Origin of the sequence: Geojedonia litorea, assembly GCF_042654525.1 — a bacterium.
Lineage (GTDB): Bacteria > Bacteroidota > Bacteroidia > Flavobacteriales > Flavobacteriaceae > Geojedonia > Geojedonia litorea.
In genome coordinates this window covers 325,012-341,762 of sequence record NZ_JBHSGP010000014.1, presented here as the reverse complement: position 1 = coordinate 341,762, position 16,751 = coordinate 325,012, and the positions used below count along the sequence as shown (strand labels likewise).

Annotated in this window: 15 protein-coding genes; 1 reads left to right on the top strand and 14 read right to left on the bottom strand. The window is 34.6% G+C overall.

Going from position 1 to position 16,751, the window contains the following annotated elements:
* Nucleotides 1–2: 2 nt before the first annotated feature.
* Nucleotides 3–749 (top strand): porin family protein, encoded by a 747-nt coding sequence (locus ACFO5O_RS09500; protein WP_387963167.1) that lies wholly within the window; start codon nucleotides 3–5, stop codon nucleotides 747–749.
* On the opposite strand, the gene ACFO5O_RS09495 is transcribed toward ACFO5O_RS09500, so the two are convergent.
* The 14 genes from ACFO5O_RS09495 to ACFO5O_RS09430 all read right to left on the bottom strand — a co-directional run bounded on the left by ACFO5O_RS09495 (nucleotide 744) and on the right by ACFO5O_RS09430 (nucleotide 16,739).
* A complete protein-coding gene (locus tag ACFO5O_RS09495) occupies nucleotides 744–1,352 on the bottom strand; it encodes a hypothetical protein (protein ID WP_387963165.1) in 609 nt (202 codons plus the stop codon). The two genes, ACFO5O_RS09500 and ACFO5O_RS09495, sit on opposite strands and share 6 nt — an antisense overlap.
* The gene (gene rpoN / locus ACFO5O_RS09490; protein WP_387963163.1) at nucleotides 1,349–2,812 is read right to left on the bottom strand and encodes an RNA polymerase factor sigma-54; all 1,464 of its coding nucleotides are present in this window, start codon (nucleotides 2,810–2,812) and stop codon (nucleotides 1,349–1,351) included. The genes ACFO5O_RS09495 and rpoN overlap by 4 nt, the downstream gene beginning before the upstream one ends.
* A gap of 93 nt (nucleotides 2,813–2,905) precedes the next feature.
* Nucleotides 2,906–4,339: an asparagine--tRNA ligase gene (gene asnS / locus ACFO5O_RS09485; RefSeq protein WP_387963161.1), complete on the bottom strand. Its 1,434-nt coding sequence runs from the start codon at nucleotides 4,337–4,339 to the stop codon at nucleotides 2,906–2,908.
* Nucleotides 4,340–4,441: 102 nt separating this feature from the next.
* Nucleotides 4,442–6,841: an efflux RND transporter permease subunit gene (locus tag ACFO5O_RS09480; RefSeq protein WP_387963159.1), complete on the bottom strand. Its 2,400-nt coding sequence runs from the start codon at nucleotides 6,839–6,841 to the stop codon at nucleotides 4,442–4,444.
* A 75-nt stretch (nucleotides 6,842–6,916) separates the two neighbouring features.
* On the bottom strand, nucleotides 6,917–8,194 hold the full coding sequence (locus tag ACFO5O_RS09475; RefSeq protein ID WP_387963158.1) for a hypothetical protein: 1,278 nt from the start codon (nucleotides 8,192–8,194) through the stop codon (nucleotides 6,917–6,919).
* Nucleotides 8,195–8,254: 60 nt separating this feature from the next.
* Nucleotides 8,255–8,812: a ribosome recycling factor gene (gene frr, locus ACFO5O_RS09470; RefSeq protein ID WP_387963156.1), complete on the bottom strand. Its 558-nt coding sequence runs from the start codon at nucleotides 8,810–8,812 to the stop codon at nucleotides 8,255–8,257.
* Between the two features lie 55 nt (nucleotides 8,813–8,867).
* Nucleotides 8,868–9,575, bottom strand: a complete 708-nt coding sequence (gene pyrH / locus ACFO5O_RS09465; protein WP_387963154.1) for a UMP kinase — start codon at nucleotides 9,573–9,575, stop codon at nucleotides 8,868–8,870.
* Nucleotides 9,576–9,710: 135 nt separating this feature from the next.
* Entirely contained in the window at nucleotides 9,711–10,685 is a 975-nt protein-coding gene (gene tsf, locus ACFO5O_RS09460; RefSeq protein ID WP_387963152.1) for a translation elongation factor Ts, read from the bottom strand.
* A gap of 86 nt (nucleotides 10,686–10,771) precedes the next feature.
* Nucleotides 10,772–11,542, bottom strand: coding sequence for a 30S ribosomal protein S2 (gene rpsB / locus ACFO5O_RS09455; protein ID WP_387963150.1), 771 nt, complete (start codon nucleotides 11,540–11,542; stop codon nucleotides 10,772–10,774).
* 190 nt (nucleotides 11,543–11,732) lie between these two features.
* On the bottom strand, nucleotides 11,733–12,119 hold the full coding sequence (rpsI, locus tag ACFO5O_RS09450; protein WP_387963148.1) for a 30S ribosomal protein S9: 387 nt from the start codon (nucleotides 12,117–12,119) through the stop codon (nucleotides 11,733–11,735).
* Nucleotides 12,119–12,574 (bottom strand): 50S ribosomal protein L13, encoded by a 456-nt coding sequence (gene rplM / locus ACFO5O_RS09445; RefSeq protein ID WP_387963146.1) that lies wholly within the window; start codon nucleotides 12,572–12,574, stop codon nucleotides 12,119–12,121. Before rplM ends, rpsI begins: the two co-directional genes overlap by 1 nt.
* A gap of 241 nt (nucleotides 12,575–12,815) precedes the next feature.
* The gene (locus tag ACFO5O_RS09440; RefSeq protein ID WP_387963144.1) at nucleotides 12,816–13,520 is read right to left on the bottom strand and encodes a gluconate 2-dehydrogenase subunit 3 family protein; all 705 of its coding nucleotides are present in this window, start codon (nucleotides 13,518–13,520) and stop codon (nucleotides 12,816–12,818) included.
* Complete coding sequence (locus ACFO5O_RS09435) at nucleotides 13,521–15,239, bottom strand: GMC family oxidoreductase (RefSeq protein WP_387963142.1); 1,719 nt, start codon at nucleotides 15,237–15,239, stop codon at nucleotides 13,521–13,523.
* Between the two features lie 276 nt (nucleotides 15,240–15,515).
* Nucleotides 15,516–16,739 (bottom strand): sensor histidine kinase, encoded by a 1,224-nt coding sequence (locus tag ACFO5O_RS09430; RefSeq protein WP_387963140.1) that lies wholly within the window; start codon nucleotides 16,737–16,739, stop codon nucleotides 15,516–15,518.
* Nucleotides 16,740–16,751: the final 12 nt, after the last annotated feature.

Here is a 16,751-nt window from a genome sequence, read left to right as displayed (position 1 = left end):
ACATGAATTGTAATTTAAACAAATACAAGCATTTAGTAAAAAGGTTAATTTGTACCGCTTTTATGGGTTTAGGTGTCTATGGCGTAGTGATTGGTCAAAACAATGCTCAAGCTAACTTTTTAGATACAACTACGGTAGATGAGAAGTATAGAGAAGATCAATTTTATGTTTCTGTTACTTATAACTTGTTAGGGAGAAAACCGCAAGGCGTATCACAAAATGGATTTTCTGGAGGTTTTCATGTTGGGTTTATTCGTGATATGCCCATTAATAAAGCTCGAAATTTGGCATTTGGTCTTGGATTGGGGATTTCAACTAACTCCTATAACCAGACATTACTTATAAGTAAGGAAACAAGTACTTATCAATATTCTTTATTGAATAATAATGATACACCATTCAATAAGAATAAGTTTAGTGCTTATGCTATTGAACTTCCTTTTGAATTTAGATGGCGAACATCAAATCCAACCGACTATAATTTTTGGCGAATCTATACTGGTTTTAAGGTGAGCTACCGTTTTTATACGGCTTCAAAATTTAAAGGTGAAGCAGGAAACATAGAACTAACTAATATATCAGACTTTAATGACTTTCAATATGGTTTGATGACAAGTATTGGGTATTCTAATATCAATATACACTTCTATTATGCCTTAAATGATATTTTTAAAGAATCGGCAACAGTTAACAATGAGCATATTGCTATGAATGCCATTAAAATAGGACTAATCTACTATATTTTATAGCCAGTAATTCAGCATTATTAGCTGTGGAATTAGGCCAATAAAAAATCCAATCGTGAGCTCTATTCCGGTATGAGCTTTTAAGTGAAGTCTTGATGTGGCAATGGCTCCAATAATAATACTCATCAAAGCAATAGTACCATTAATATTAATTTTATAGTGGATACCTAAAGCCACGGCAAACATAAAAAAACCAGCAGAAGCAATCATATGAATACTTGCTTTAAAATTTAATATAGCCAAAATTAAACAAGCAATGGTTGAGCACAGTATTCCTATAAAAAAATAATACAACTCCACAATCTCATTATGTGTTAGAACTCTATAAATAATGAGTGCTATAATAAGTGTATTTAGGATTAAAGGTAAGATACGCTCTTGAGTAGTTTCTAAATAGAACGAATTAATCTTTTTAAGCGTTTTTAATAGATAGAATAATAAAATTGGAAGAACTATAGTAAGAATACTTATTGAAAAGACCTTGGCCTTAATAATCGGATCTGGAATATACCTCGGTGTCTTTGAAAAATAAAATAACACACCTAATAAAGGCATCATCAAAGGATGAAATATAAACGAGATGCTTTTAAGGATATGGTGTATCATATCTTTTTACGTAAACGGGCTACGGGAATATCAAGTTGCTCTCTATATTTGGCCACAGTACGACGTGCAATTGGGTAACCTTTTTCAAGAAGGATTGAAGCTAATTTTTCATCCGTTAAGGGTTTCCTTTTATTTTCATCTTCAATAACGGTTTCAAGAATCTTTTTAATTTCTCTTGTTGAAACTTCTTCTCCTTGATCGTTTGTCATAGATTCAGAAAAGAATTCCTTAATCAGCTTTGTGCCATAAGGAGTATCGACATATTTACTATTGGCAACACGTGATACCGTTGAGACGTCCATATCGATTTCATCAGCAATATCTTTTAAAATCATTGGTCGTAATTTGCGTTCATCTCCCGTTAGGAAATACTCTTTTTGATAGTGCATTATCGCACTCATAGTTACAAAAAGTGTTTGTTGACGTTGCTTTATGGCCTCTATAAACCATTTAGCAGCATCTAATTTTTGTTTAATAAAGATGACTGCATCTTTCTGTGATTTACTTTTATCTGTGGCTTCTTTGTAACCTTTAAGCATATTGCTGTATTCTCTTGAAACATGCAGTTCTGGTGCATTTCTGCCATTAAGTGTAAGCTCTAATTCACCATCTACAATACGTATTGCAAAATCTGGAACAACATGCTCTACCATCTTATTGTTACCGGCGTATGAGCCCCCAGGTTTTGGGTTAAGCCGTTCAATTTCTTCTATAGCATCTTTGAGTTGTAGTTCTGAAACATCAAACTTTTGAAGCAATTTTTTATAATGTTTTTTTGTGAACTGCTCGAAGGCCTTGTCAATAATTTCTATGGCGAGTTCAATGTCTGGTTGCTTTTCTTTGCGATGAAGCTGAATACTTAAGCATTCTTGTAAGTTACGTGCTCCAACACCTGCGGGGTCTAACTGATGCACTATATGAAGCACTTTTTCAACTTCTTTATCTGAGGTAAATATGTTTTGGGTAAACGCTAAATCGTCGACGATATCGTTCAACGACCGCCTAATATAACCGCTTTCATCAACGCTACCTACTAAAAATTCGGCAATTTCATACTGTTCATCGGTAAGTCTAAAAGTGTTTAGTTGATTGATAAGATGCTGGGTAAAAGAAGTGCCAGCGGCATAAGGCATTTCCTTTTCTTCGTCATCGCTGCTATAGTTATTAGCTTGAGTTCTATAGTCGGGCACGTCGTCATCACTCAAATATTCGTCTACATTAATATCTTCTCCTATGGTTTCAGAATCGTTAAAATCATCTTCAGTATTATCGAATTCATCAAAATTTTCGTCAAATTCATTGTCAGATTCTTTGCCGCCTTCTAAAGCAGGATTTTCTTCCATTTCTTGTTTAAGACGTTGCTCAAAAGCTTGCGTAGGCAACTGAATCAATTTCATTAATTGAATCTGTTGCGGAGACAATTTTTGTGATAACTTAAACTGTAAATACTGCTTGAGCATAGTTAAATTTTCCTAGACTTTAAAATTAAAAAAAACAATCTACAAATATTGAAAATATAGATTGTTTTGTGTTTTATTTAGCTATTGCTTGTTTTAGAATTCAGCGTTCTGCGGAGTTCTAGGGTAAGGGATAACATCTCGTATATTTCCCATACCAGTTACAAACATAACCAAGCGTTCAAATCCAAGACCAAAGCCAGAATGTACTGCCGTACCATATTTACGAAGATCTAAATACCACCAAAGTTCATCTTCATCAATATCTAAAGCTTTCATTTTTTCCCTTAATACCTCCAATCGTTCTTCACGCTGTGAACCACCAACCATTTCACCAATTCCTGGGAACAAAATATCCATAGCTCTAACGGTTTTTCCGTCCTCATTTAAGCGCATGTAAAAAGCCTTAATATTTGCTGGATAATCAAATAAAATAACTGGGCATTTAAAATGCTTTTCAACTAAAAACCGTTCGTGCTCACTTTGTAAGTCGGCGCCCCATTCTTCTATAATGTATTTGAATTTCTTTTTCTTATTGGGTTTAGAATTCTTTAAAATATCTATGGCTTCGGTGTAGCTTACGCGTTTAAAATGGTTATCTGCAACAAATTTAAGCTTCTCAATTAAACTCATCTCACTTCGGTCAGCCTGTGGTTTTACTTTTTCTTCGTCTAATAAACGTGCCTCTAGAAATTCTAAATCATCTTTGTTATGTTCTAAAACGTAATTCAAAATCGATTTTAAAAAATCTTCTGCTAGATCCATATTGCCAGCCAAATCCATAAAGGCTACCTCTGGCTCAATCATCCAAAATTCGGCTAGATGACGCGAGGTATTTGAATTTTCGGCTCTAAAAGTTGGTCCAAATGTATAGACCTTGCCTAGGGACATGGCATAAGTTTCTGCTTCTAATTGTCCAGAAACTGTAAGATTAGTTTCCTTACCAAAAAAGTCCTCTTTATAATTAACGCTACCATCTTCATTCAATGGAGGATTTTTGGAATCAAGTGTACTTACTCTAAACATCTCTCCTGCACCTTCGGCATCGCTTCCGGTTACAATTGGAGTATGCATATAGTAAAACCCATTTTCATTAAAATATTTGTGAATAGCGAATGATAACGATGAACGTAAACGCATTACCGCACTAAATGTGCTTGTTCTTGTTCGCAAATGGGCATTCTCCCTTAAAAATTCAAATGAATGTTTTTTAGGCTGAATGGGATAAGTTTCAGGGTCTGAATCTCCTAAAATAACAATGGATTTTACCTGAATTTCAACTTGCTGACCTTTTCCTTGACTTTCTACTAATTCTCCTTTTATATGTACTGCAGCTCCTGTGGTAATACGTTTAAGTGTTGCCTCTTCGGTTTTTTCAAAATCAACAACACATTGGATATTATGAATCGTTGATCCATCATTTAGTGCAATAAATCTATTGGCTCTAAATGTTCTCACCCAACCTTTTACTTCAATATCATGTAACTTGATGTCCTTTGATAATAATTCTGCAACGGTGCTCGTCTTCATGGTTTTAAAAATTTGATTGCAAAGATAAAAAAGCCGATTGGCTTTATAGCACCAAATAATTAAAAAACAAACTTCAAAACGAACAAAAATTAAATTAGGATTTTAAATTTTGGAATTTTCGCTGTCGTCTTCTTCAGGAATGATATTTATAGATGGCTCTTTTAACACTTCCTTGTTGGCAATACTGCGCTCTAATGACAATAATAGCGAAGGTAAAAGTAATAAGTTTGATAGCATGGCAAATAGTAAGGTTGCAGAAACTAGTGCCCCTAATGCAACGGTTCCTCCAAAGCTTGAAATTATAAATACCGAAAAACCAAAAAACAAAACAATAGAGGTATAAAACATGCTCACTCCGGTTTCTCGTAATGCGCCATAGACTGATTTTCTTATTTTCCAATGATTAGCCTGTAGTTCTTGCCTGTATTTTGCCAAGAAATGTATTGTGTCATCAACTGAAATGCCAAAAGCAATACTAAACACTAAAATGGTTGATGGCTTAATAGGCACACCCAAATACCCCATTAAACCTGCGGTAATAATTAGTGGGAGTAGGTTAGGAATCAATGAAACAATGATCATTCTAAACGACCTAAACATATAGGCCATGAATAATGAAATCAACAAAATTGCCAAGGATAAAGAGATGGCTAGGTTTTTCACTAAATAGGTTGTTCCTTTTTGAAAAACTAAAGCTTTGCCGGTCATGATAACCTCGTATTGTTTTTCTGGAAATACCTTATCTATTTTGTTGAGAAGGTCTTCTTCAATTCCTTCCATTTTATCGGTACCGATATCCTTCATAAACGTGGTAATACGGGCATAGCGACCGGTACTGTCTACAAAATTTTTAAGCAAATCAACATCTGTGGTTGAATTTTTTGCATACGATAAAATAAAACTATTTTCTTGACTTGTAGGAAGTTGGTAATATTTAGGATTGCCATTATAATAGGCTTGTTTCGAATATTTCATTAAGCTAACCACAGAGATTGGCCTTGAGAGTTCAGGAATTTCTGTAATGGCCTCTTCCAACTCGTCCATACGTTTAAGAGTGCTCAATTTCATAACACCTCGTTTGCGCTTGGTATCAACCATGAATTCTAATGGCATAATACCATTAAATTCTTTTTCGAAAAATTTAATGTCATGATAAAACTCTTTCTCCTTGGGCATATCTTCAATTAAACTTCCTGAAATTTTTATTTGATAAATACCAATAATACTCGCTACTAGTAATATCAAAGAGGTTGTGTAGATAGTAATTTTACGATCTTTTACCATACGTTCCATCCAATCCACAAAACCACCAATCCAACGGCGGTTTAAATGCTCTAGATGTCTGTCTTTAGGGTAAGGTAAGAAGGTATAAATAATAGGAATTATTAAAAGGCAAAGTATAAATATGGCCAGAATGCTTAAAGAGGCCACAATACCGAACTCCTTTAAAAGTGTACTTTCAGTTAAGATAAATGTCGCAAAACCAGAAGCCGTTGTAACATTGGTCATTAACGTAGCATTACCAATTTTGGTGATAACACGTTGTAAAGACTTTACTTTATTACCGTGCAACTGAACTTCATGCTGATATTTATTGATTAAAAAAATGCAATTTGGAATTCCAATTACAATAATTAAAGGCGGTATCAAGGCCGTTAAAACTGTTATTTCATACTTTAAGAGCCCAAGTATACCAAAGGTCCACATCACTCCCACACAAACTACAATAAGCGAGATAAAGGTGGCTCTAAAGGATCTAAAGAAGAAAAAGAAGATTAGAGAAGTTACGAGTAATGCAGCCGTAATAAACAATCCTATTTCGTCAACAATATTTTGGGAATTTAGAGTTCTGATATAAGGCATCCCAGAAATTCTAACATCCAAATTTGTTTTACTCTCAAACTTTGTTATTTCAGGAATTAAGATGTCAATGACAAAATCTTTACGAATGGATGTATTAACAATATCTTTTTTGAGATAAATAGCTGTTCTTACTGTTCTGGTGGTTTGATTGAATAGAAAATTATCGTAGAATGGATATTGTTTAAATAATTCATTTTGAAGTATTTCAACCTGCTCAAGAGAGCGAATAGAATCTTTTATGAAAGGTTCTAACTCAAATTGTTCCTTCTCTGTGTTTTTGACCAATTTTTTTAGGTCATGGATAGACACTACGGTTTCAACCTCTGGATAGTTTTTAAAGGTATCTGAAAGTTGATTCCAAGCATTAAGTTTGTCAACTGTAAAAAGTGTAGAATCTTTTACACCTAAAACAATTAAATTACCTTCTTCACCAAAAATTTCTAAAAACTTATTATAAGTAACATTTACTTCATTGTCATCGGGTAATAAATTGGCTTCGGTGTAGGTGAAGCGCATATGTTTCCATTGATAACTAAAGAATAAGGTAGCTAAAATAATAACTGCTAGGATAGCAATTTTATTACGCAAAATAAGTCTTGCGACAACTTCCCAAAAATTAGTCGTCAAAAGTTTAAACATACCTCGTTAAAAGAGCGACAAAGGTAGAAAAAACCTAATGATTAGCTAATTAAATTAATAGCTTATTGTTAATTATTAAAGAGAAACATTAAAGGTGAACTTAAAGGCAATGTTATCTCCTATTTCGGGTAAATGATAAGCGCCATAGCGATATGCAAAACTTAATCCAAAACCAAAAAGCAACTTGTTAATCTCAAATCCTGCTTCTGAATAACCTTTATCGAGAGTCTCAAAGCTCATTTGTTGGTGACGATCCATATTCTGCATACTCCCTATTGCAAATCTTGAAATAAGCACCAATTGAGGTTTAAACCGTTCTGAAATTTTAAAAGGCTGTAAACTGTGTTTTAATTGAAGTGTTGTAAACTGGTCTGAAAAAAATTCATTGAAAAACATAGTCTCAAAACTATTGATACCTGCAACAGAGAAGCGTTGTAAAATAGTTTCTTTATTAATATTGTTGGGGTAGGCGTGATATAGATGCGTTAAGGGTGTTTGGCCAGTAGCAATGCCAGAAGTAAGTACGGCATCAAAAATACTACCAGTCTTAAATTTATATTCATAATGGGTTCTAAAATCGAATTTAAAAAAGTTGAAGTCACCATCTAATAGGTCTTTAAAACTTTTGGTTAATTGCAGAGTAAATTCAGGATAGCCTATTTCAGTTTCAATAACGTTGTCATTTTCTATTTTAAAATTGTTAAAAGGATTCCATTGTAATGAAAGTTTAATGCTGCTAATATCAAAAGTTTCGAAGGTCTTTTCATCGGCCACAAAACTATAGTCATAAGTTGGATCGATCTTGCTTGTAGAGAATTGAGTTTCAGATAATAAATATGGCGATACTTGATGTTCTAAACTTATAGCTTTGGTGATATGTTTATGAAATAAATCAATATTTAATAACCGAGGTTCAAAAAATGAGAAAAAGCGTTTGTCTGTTAAAAAGACAGAACTACCAGTTTCTTGAAGGTCATCGGTGTAAGAGAGGTTAATCCAAGTTTGTGTTTTTTTATTGACCCTAAAACCGCCACCAATGCTATATTTAAAACGATGATCCTTGAATCCATAAACGGTGTACCCATTAATTCGATATTTATCTGAAAAAGAAGAGGTTGTAATGCCTCCTAAACCAGTTCGAAGTCCTTCATACTGATTGTATTTAACAAGATACCTTAAATCAATATTAACAAACTTGGTTGGAAAATAGCCGTTTCCTAATTGCTTAAGAAACTGTTCTTGCTTTATAGTATCGTTTTTAATAAGTGCGGAATCTTGCTTTACAGGAACAGATTGGGAATGCACATTTATTAAACAACATGTAAATAGAATAAATGCGCTGAAGGCTTTCATCAATGTATTGAGCGTTTTATGTCAATGGATAAAAAAAGCGACGTTGTTGTCGCTTTAAATTTATACCGTCATAATTTCTTTTTCTTTGATTTCTAAAATAGAATCAATCTTTTTAACGTAAGTATCGGTCATTTGTTGCACATCGATTTCGGCATTTTTCTGAAGGTCTTCCGAGACGTCATCTAATTTTTTAATTTCGGTGTTGGCATCTTTACGTGCACTTCGCACCCCTATTTTAGCATCTTCAGCTTCTGCTTTTGCCTGTTTTGCTAAATCGCGACGACGCTCTTCTGTTAATGGCGGAACATTAATAATAATAGTATCACCATTGTTCATTGGATTAAAACCAAGATTGGCAATTTGTATCCCTTTTTCAATTTCTTGTAGCATTCCTTTTTCCCATGGCTGCACAGTGATGGTTCTACCATCTGGGGTATTGACATTGGAAACCTGATTTAAAGGTGTTTGAGAACCATAATAATTTACCATTACACTTCCCAACATAGCAGGACTTGCTTTACCAGCTCTAATGTTTACAAACTGCTTTTCTAAATGCTTTACGGCATTATCCATGGCTTCTTTTGCCGTATCTAGAATAAATTGAATGTCTTCGTTCATGGTTAATTTAATTTTTAAGGTTATCTACCAAAAATATGTCAAATCGTTATTTAATCTATAGGTTAACTTTTGTGCCAATATTTTCTCCGGAAACCACTTTAAGTAAATTTCCTTTTTTGTTCATATCAAATACAATAATTGGCAATTCGTTTTCTTGACTTAATGTAAAAGCAGTAGTATCCATAACTTTTAAACCTTTACGTAACACATCATCAAATGAAATATGGTCAAATTTAATTGCTTTTGCATCTTTTTCTGGGTCTACATTATAGATGCCATCAACGCGAGTGCCTTTTAAAATAACGTCAGCTTCAATTTCAATAGCTCTTAAAACAGCAGCCGAATCTGTTGTGAAATAAGGATTTCCGGTACCTCCACCAAAAATGACTACACGTCCTTTTTCTAAATGCCTAATGGCCCGTCTTCTAATAAATGGTTCTGCAACTTCATTTATTTTTATGGCTGATTGTAATCGTGTTTGAATTCCCGAATCTTCTAAAGCACTTTGTAATGCCAATCCATTTATAACGGTTGCTAACATACCCATATGGTCGGCTTGCACTCGATCCATACCATTACTTGCTCCAGCTAATCCTCTAAATATATTTCCACCTCCAATAACTATTGCGATTTCAACGCCTTTATTGCAAATCTCCTTAATGTCTTGGGCATATTCAGCTAATCTCACGGGGTCTATGCCGTATTGGCGCGTTCCCATTAGGGCTTCACCAGACAATTTTAGAAGAATTCTTTTGTATTTCATAAGTTCGAAACTATAGTTTTTTTAAAGGTTTAGCAAATATAATCATTATTGTAATTTACAAAAGCGGAATTTGGGTATAAAAAAAGCTTCTCAATTAGAGAAGCTTTTTTAAAATATATTATTGTAAGATTAAAATTAACCTACTGTAACACGTTTGAAACCAGTAACACTTACATCACCGTAAGATGCCACGTAATCAGCTACATTTTGTTTTTCGTTTTTAATAAAGGTTTGATCTAACAAACATTTTTCTTGGTCTAGAGTTGTGTTATCAGAAATAAAACGCTCCATTTTACCAGGAAGGATTCTGTCCCAAATTTGTTCTGGCTTCCCTTCAGCTTTCAATTCAGCTTTAGCAGCAGATTCAGCTTCAGCTAAAACTTCTGGGGTTAATTGAGCCATAGAGATGTATTTAGGTACATTTTTAAGTGTTTTTCCTAAACGGGCTAATTCTTCGTTATCTTTTTCAATCACAGCAATTCTTGCTTCTGTTTCTGAAGCGATAAAAGCTGGATCAAAATCTTTGTATGACAATGTAGTCGCTCCCATTGAAGCTACTTGCATTGCGACATCTTTAACTAAAGTTTCAGCATTGTTAACTTCAGTTGATAAGCCAACTAAAGCAGCAATTTTATTGATATGAACATAAGAGCCTACATAAGCAGCTTCTAGTTTTTCAAAAGCTGTGATGTCTAGTTTTTCACCTATAACACCTGTTTGCTCTGTTAGTTTATCAGCCACAGTCATGCCACCAAAATCGGCAGCTAAAAATTCTTCTTTAGAGTTGTAGTTGATAGCGATTTCAGCAAGTTCATTTGCTAAAGCAACGAAGTTTTCATTTTTACCAACAAAGTCTGTTTCGCATCCTAAAACAATTGCCACACCAACAGTGTTGTTGTCATTTATTTTAGCAATTGCAGCACCTTCAGATGATTCTCTGTCGGCTCTTTTTTCTGCTACTTTTTGACCTTTTTTACGTAATACTTCAATGGCTTTATCAAAATCTCCACCAGCCTCAACCAATGCTTTTTTGCAATCCATCATTCCTGCACCAGTAGCTTGACGTAATTTGTTTACTTCTGCTGCGCTTATTTTTACCGTATTTTCCATGGGTTTTTAAAATTTAAAAAAGTCGTTCAATTTATTTTCATTAAAGAAAAGAACTAAACGACTTATTTATGTTTTGAAATTGTTATTTATTCTTCTTCTTCAGTAGCTACTACTTTCTTTTTAGCTGCTACTTTCTTTTCTGCTTTAGGCTCTTTTTCAGCTTTGTCAGATTTACGTTCTGCTAAACCATCTGCAACTGCAGAAGTTACAAGTGACAATACTTTGTCAATAGATTTAGAAGCATCATCATTTGAAGGGATAACATAATCAACTTGACGTGGGTCAGAGTTGGTGTCAACCATAGCAAAAATTGGAATGTTTAATTTTTGTGCTTCCTTAATAGCGATATGTTCGCGTTTAATATCTACAACAAATAATGCGCCTGGTAAACGTGTCATGTCAGCAATTGAACCTAAATTCTTTTCTAATTTTGCTCTCAAACGATCTACTTGTAAACGCTCTTTTTTAGACAAGGTGTTAAAGGTTCCGTCTTTCTTCATTCTATCAATTGAAGCCATTTTTTTAACGGCTTTTCTAATAGTAATGAAGTTAGTTAGCATACCACCTGGCCATCTTTCAGTAATGTATGGCATATTAACAGCGCCTGCTTTTTCGGCAACGATATCTTTTGCTTGTTTTTTGGTGGCAACAAATAAGATTTTCTTTCCAGAAGCAGCAATTTTGTGAAGTGCTTCAGAAGTTTCCTTAATTTTTGCCGCTGTTTTGTAAAGATTGATAATATGGATGCCGTTGCGCTCCATATAAATGTAAGGAGCCATATTTGGATCCCATTTGCGTGTCAAGTGTCCAAAATGTACACCTGCTTCTAGTAAGTCTTTTACTTCTACTTTTTCCATGTTTGTAATAGTTTACGTTCTGTTGAATTAGCAATGCTTAAGTGGTCACTTGCGTTTGCCTTAAGCATTTAGATGCTAAACTAAATCCTGCCTTTATTTGACTAGGACAACAATAACTGGGTTTTTAAATAATTTTGTTTTAACAAGATTGGAAACCCTTTTGATAAGATTTCCAATCAAGTTGGAAATCTTAACGTTTAGAGAACTGGAATTTCTTACGCGCTTTCTTCTGTCCGAATTTTTTACGCTCAACCATTCTTGGGTCTCTTGTTAATAAACCTTCTGGCTTTAATATTAGTCTGTTTTCAGCATCTAATTCGCACATAGCGCGAGAGATTGCTAAACGGATAGCTTCAGCTTGACCTGTGATGCCACCACCATAGACGTTTACTGTAATATCAAAGTTGCCATCATTGTTAGTCATGGTTAAAGGTTGGTTTACTTTGTACTGCAATGTTGCAGTAGGAAAATAAACCGCCATGTCTTTTTTGTTCACCGTTATGTTACCTTTACCTTGAGCAACATAAACACGAGCAACAGCCGTCTTTCTACGGCCAATTTTGTGAATTACTTCCATTAATTGAATTCGTTTAAGTTAATTGTTTTAGGTTTTTGAGCTTCATGAGTGTGCTCTGAACCTACAACAACGGTTAGATTACGGAATAAATCTGCACCTAATTTATTTTTAGGGAGCATTCCTTTAACTGATTTTTCTACTAATCTTGCTGGATCTTTTCCAAACATTTCTGTAGCAGATAAACTTCTCTGACCACCTGGGTATCCTGTGTGACGAATGTACGTTTTGTCATTCCACTTGTTTCCAGTTAAGTTGATTTTTTCTGAATTGATAACAATTACGTTATCGCCACAATCAACATGCGGTGTGAAGTTAGGCTTGTGTTTGCCTCTTAAAAGTATTGCAACTTTTGAAGCTAAACGCCCTAGCGTTTGACCTTCAGCGTCAACCAAAACCCACTCTTTATTAACAGTAGCTTTGTTTGCTGAAATCGTTTTGTAGCTTAATGTGTCCACACGTTTTAATTTTCTTATTAAACATTCCTCTCTCAAAAAGAGTTTGCAAATTTACGATAATCTATGTGATTACCAAATAGTACAGCGTGATTTTTGAAAAGATTTATGAGGCCATTAAATACAGCGCAAACAGATCTTATATTCTGTAATAAACTATTGACTTGGAGAAAGCAATAAAACAAGTTTTGTTGAGTACAACTTAAATAGAAAATTAAAAGTTTGTTCTATGGGTAATTATAGTTTAGGTGATTAAATTTCCTTCCTCATCCCATTCTGCGAGTTCCCCACTTTTGGAATGATCAACACATTTAGCAAGCCATTCAGGATCATAACTAAGACCGTGGTCATCTAACACCTCTTGTGGTACTCCGTCCCAAGTATTAGGGGTATTGCCTTTGTAATCTAGCTCTTTAATACCAACTTCAGAAGTGAAATAGCCTGTGAGTACCAGATTGCGCATTAAAGAAAAAAATTGCACTTCTTGTACTTGCTCTGAAGCTTCTGGGTCGGGATAGGCAATTTTATCGAGAATTTCTTTTTGTTGAACTTCAGTACATGAGATAAAAACTGAATTAAATCGAGCATTACACTGGTTATTGAGCCACATCAATCCACCTCTAATTTGCACCTGAAACTCTGGTACATCTTTGACCATGAATTCAATAAAGTCAACTACTCCAGCTTGTTCAATTGTCCCTTGTTCGTTTGGAGGCAGTATTAAATTTGCCAAAGTTTTAATAGTTTCGTTTTCTGCATCTTCGAAAAAACAGTCACTCAATAACGCTTCATCATGAGCAGCTTCTTTAGGAGTACGACCGTATGTATATTGCCAAATTTTGTCATCAATGACTTCGGCTGGTGTTGAGGTCAAACAACTTTGCGTGGTAAGACCAACGGCCATTGAGCCTAACAACATCGATTTTAAACTTTCTCTTCTGTCCATCATTTAAAAGTTTTGTTTTTTGAATTCTTGAATAATATAATCTGAAGTTCGCCATGCTAAAGCCAAAATGGTCCAAGTGGGGTTTTTGTCAGCCTGTGATACAAACGGTCCTGCATCAACTACAAAAACGTTGTCAACATCATGAAGTTGCTCAAATTCATTGACTACTGATGTTTTTGGGTCGCTTCCCATTCTGGTAGTACCTACTTCATGAATAATACGACCTGGATTGTGAAGTCCGTAATTTTGTTCTTTAGTAGGTTTAGAACCCAAAGCAATACCACCCATATTATGACCTATTTCTTCAAAAGTGTCATGCATATGCTTAGCTTGTTTCCGTTCAAAATCTGACCATTTATAATGAAAACGCAATACAGGAATACCAAACTCGTCAACCTTTGTTGGATCAATTTCACAGTAATTATTAATTCGGGCTATAGATTCACCTCTACCCGAAACTCCCATAACCGATCCATAGAATTTTTTAACGTCTTCTCTTAATCCGTTTCCGTAGCCACCAACTTTGAGGCCTAAATGTTCGTTTAAAGAATTAGGATTAAAACCGGTGCCGTACCCTGGCATTCCCATACCACCCCAAACCTCGATGTGGTATCCTCGTGGAAAGTCTAATTTTTTATTGTCTAGCCACCAAGGAGAATAGACATGCAATCCGCCAACGCCATCTTCATTATAACGCTTTCGGTTCATAAGTTCTGGGATAAAAAAGGCACGATCAGACCCTGTAGAATCATGTAAGTATTTACCAATTAAACCGCTGCTATTTCCTAATCCGTTGGGATGTTTTTCACTTTTAGAATTCAATAAAATTCTAGCAGAACTACAGGCTGATGCCGCTAGAACTACAATTTTACTCTTTAAAGCATATTGTTGTCTGTCTTCCTTGTTGATATATTTTACACCATTAGCTTTTCCGTTACTGTCTAGTGTAACTTCACTAACCATGCTGTTTACAAACAAGTCGATTTGACCACCATTTTTTTGAGCGGGAAAAATTAGACAGGAACCCGATGAAAAATCGGCATAAATAGAGCAACTTCTAGCACATTGTCCACAATAAAAGCATACACCTCTGTCGTTGTTTATTTTCTTTGTAACTATAGATAATCGAGAAGGAATTACATCTACATTAGACTTTTTAGCACCTTTAATATAATAAAGTTCGTGCAAACGAGGTTTGGGAGCTGGTAAAAAGAAACCATCAGGGTCATTATATCGTTTTTCATTGCTACCAAATACCCCAATAAGTTTATCTACTTTGTCGTAATAGGGTTTTACATCTTCGTAACCTATAGGCCAATTATCACCTAAGCCATCACGGTCTTTGCTTTTAAAATCGTTTGGTCCAAATCGAAGAGAGATACGTCCCCAGTGATTTGTTCGTCCTCCCAACATTCGGGAACGAAACCAATCAAATTTTGTGTCACCAATGTTGGTGTATGGCTCTCCTTCAATTTCCCAACCGCCATAAGCCATATCGAATTCTCCAAAAGGGCGTTGGGTGCCAGCACCACGCCTTGGAGATTCATAAGGCCATTTAAATTGTGTGCGTTGTTCGGAGTTGGCAGGGTCAAAATAAGGGCCAGCTTCAATGACGGCGACCTTAAGCCCTGCTTCAGATAGTACTTTGGTGGCCATACCACCACCAGCACCAGAACCAACAATGATAACATCATAAATGGTTTGGGATTCTATAATTTGCATGGATAATTAGTTAGTAAGATAATTGGAGTATTTTTTTTCGTTAAAAATACCCAAAAAAATGATTATTACAAGAATTATTATAGTGGACTATGGTCCAAATTATTATAATTTATGACAGCTTAAATGCTTGCCTTCAGATACATTTGAAGTTGACATACCAATTATAAGATTTAAAGCCTGTGAAGTAATTAAGTAGTTTTTTATGGATATGTTTAACAGTTATGGTTTGTGATTGGAAAAAGAAATCAGGTTAATTTTAAGAACATTTAATTAGTACTAATTAATGTTTCCTGCTATGATTTTTGGAAGTCTTAATTGAAATAAAACTCCACTTTTATTTTCACTGCGATGACTAATTGAGATAGAACCGCCTATTCTGTCAACAATAGATTTTACCGTCGCTAGGCCAATTCCTGTGTTAAGTGAATTATAGTCATTTAGAGTTTCAAACATTACGAAAATTTTCTCCCAATATTGCTTTTCAATTCCAGGTCCGTCATCTTCATAAGTTATATGAAAGTGGTCTTGTTCGTCTACTAATGAAATCCAAACAGTGCTTTTGGATTTGTTTTTAAATTTGACTGAATTCACTAATAAGTTTTGAAATATTAGTTTGAAAGCCAATTTTGAATGGGATACTTCTTGGTCACAATGCTTTAAATTTAAATTTAATGCTGGTTCTAGTTCTTCATAGTCAATGATTTTGTGTATGACATCAATTGGTTTAAATTTCACTAATTCTATTTTTTCATTAGTAAGGATAACAAAATCCAAAATACCATTTACTAGAGTCTCCATATGTTCGGTACGGGTAAATATTAAGTTTAAATAGTTTTCAACTTCAGTTCCTTTGACTAGATTCGAATGACCATCTTCTATAAGACCAACTAAAGAACTTATAGCATGGATAGGGGTTTTTAAATCATGCGTAAGTCTATAATTAAAATGCTTTAATTGATTATTTACACGCTTATAGGCTTTATTGGACTGCTTTAGTTTAATGTTTGATTTGCGAAGTTCTAAGAGGGCAACAACATGTTTTGCAAACACTTCTAACGACTTCCTCTTCCTTTTAGACAGCTTTTTTCTTGGTTTGGTATCAATTACACAAAGGGTTCCTAATGCAAAGCCATCGGAGGTTTTTAAAGGAGCTCCAGCATAAAAAATAACATGCGGTTCATCAGTGGTTAATGGGTTGTCATGAAACCTTATATCTTTAGTTGCGTCAGGTACAATAAGAAGTTCATCGGGGTTGTTAATGGCATGAGCACAAAAGGCTACTTCTCTGGGTGTTTCAGTAGCATCTAACCCATGATGAGATTTAAACCACTGCCTACTAGGGTCAATTAGGCTTATGAGTGCAATAGGAGTGTTACAGATTTCAGCAGCAATTTTAGTGATGGCATCATACTCTTCTTCTGGTAATGTGTCTAGAATATTATAATTGCTTAAAGCTTTTAGGCGTTTTGATTCATTACTTGGAATTTCAGGTTTTTTCATATAACGATTTTC

What these genes read in the sequence shown, in the direction of transcription:
- rpsI (WP_387963148.1), bottom strand. Translation starts at nt 12,119, where the DNA reads ATGGAAGTAATTCACAAAATTGGCCGTAGAAAGACGGCTGTTGCTCGT.
- rpsB (WP_387963150.1), bottom strand. Translation starts at nt 11,542, where the DNA reads ATGGAAAAAGTAGAAGTAAAAGACTTACTAGAAGCAGGTGTACATTTT.
- asnS (WP_387963161.1), bottom strand. Translation starts at nt 4,339, where the DNA reads ATGAAGACGAGCACCGTTGCAGAATTATTATCAAAGGACATCAAGTTA.
- ACFO5O_RS09495 (WP_387963165.1), bottom strand. Translation starts at nt 1,352, where the DNA reads ATGATACACCATATCCTTAAAAGCATCTCGTTTATATTTCATCCTTTG.
- rpoN (WP_387963163.1), bottom strand. Translation starts at nt 2,812, where the DNA reads ATGCTCAAGCAGTATTTACAGTTTAAGTTATCACAAAAATTGTCTCCG.
- frr (WP_387963156.1), bottom strand. Translation starts at nt 8,812, where the DNA reads ATGAACGAAGACATTCAATTTATTCTAGATACGGCAAAAGAAGCCATG.
- pyrH (WP_387963154.1), bottom strand. Translation starts at nt 9,575, where the DNA reads ATGAAATACAAAAGAATTCTTCTAAAATTGTCTGGTGAAGCCCTAATG.
- tsf (WP_387963152.1), bottom strand. Translation starts at nt 10,685, where the DNA reads ATGGAAAATACGGTAAAAATAAGCGCAGCAGAAGTAAACAAATTACGT.
- ACFO5O_RS09475 (WP_387963158.1), bottom strand. Translation starts at nt 8,194, where the DNA reads ATGAAAGCCTTCAGCGCATTTATTCTATTTACATGTTGTTTAATAAAT.
- ACFO5O_RS09500 (WP_387963167.1), top strand. Translation starts at nt 3, where the DNA reads ATGAATTGTAATTTAAACAAATACAAGCATTTAGTAAAAAGGTTAATT.
- ACFO5O_RS09430 (WP_387963140.1), bottom strand. Translation starts at nt 16,739, where the DNA reads ATGAAAAAACCTGAAATTCCAAGTAATGAATCAAAACGCCTAAAAGCT.
- ACFO5O_RS09480 (WP_387963159.1), bottom strand. Translation starts at nt 6,841, where the DNA reads ATGTTTAAACTTTTGACGACTAATTTTTGGGAAGTTGTCGCAAGACTT.
- ACFO5O_RS09435 (WP_387963142.1), bottom strand. Translation starts at nt 15,239, where the DNA reads ATGCAAATTATAGAATCCCAAACCATTTATGATGTTATCATTGTTGGT.
- ACFO5O_RS09440 (WP_387963144.1), bottom strand. Translation starts at nt 13,520, where the DNA reads ATGATGGACAGAAGAGAAAGTTTAAAATCGATGTTGTTAGGCTCAATG.